At 59.6% G+C, this 470-nt stretch carries 1 pseudogene; it reads left to right on the forward strand.

Annotated elements, in window-relative coordinates:
- Window positions 1-470, forward strand: a pseudogene (locus tag ACFHWW_RS34225) (twin-arginine translocation pathway signal); the annotation flags it as partial.

Here is a 470-nt window from a genome sequence, read left to right on the forward strand (position 1 = left end):
CACGAAATCCTTCGCCGAGTTCGTCGACCGCGTCGCCGCCGGCGAATTCGTCGCCTCCGTCCCCTCCATAAGCTATGCGGTGACGCCGATCATGCTGATATGGGCGATAGCTGAGGCGCTCGGCGGCGGTGTGAACGACGTGGATCCCTTCTTCAGGGCCATGGAGAAGATGAAAGACAATATCGTCTTCTGGGGCGGCCCGAACGACTTCTTCAACCATCTCTCCTCCGGCGAAGCTGATCTCGGCATCTATTTCGACGGCCGCACCTGGAACCATTACGACAGCGGCGCGACCTGGATCGACTTCCTCAACCCGGCCGAGGGCGGATCGCTGAACGGGGTGGCTGTGCAGAAGCCAAAAAACGCCAATCCGCTGGCCTGGGATTATATCAACGAAGTCCTCGACGCAGCCAACCAGACGCAGTTCGCCGAGATCATGAACTACGGCGTGACCAATACCGACGTGGTCT

Source organism: Sinorhizobium sp. P24N7, assembly GCF_042436655.1.
GTDB lineage: Bacteria > Pseudomonadota > Alphaproteobacteria > Rhizobiales > Rhizobiaceae > Sinorhizobium > Sinorhizobium meliloti_A.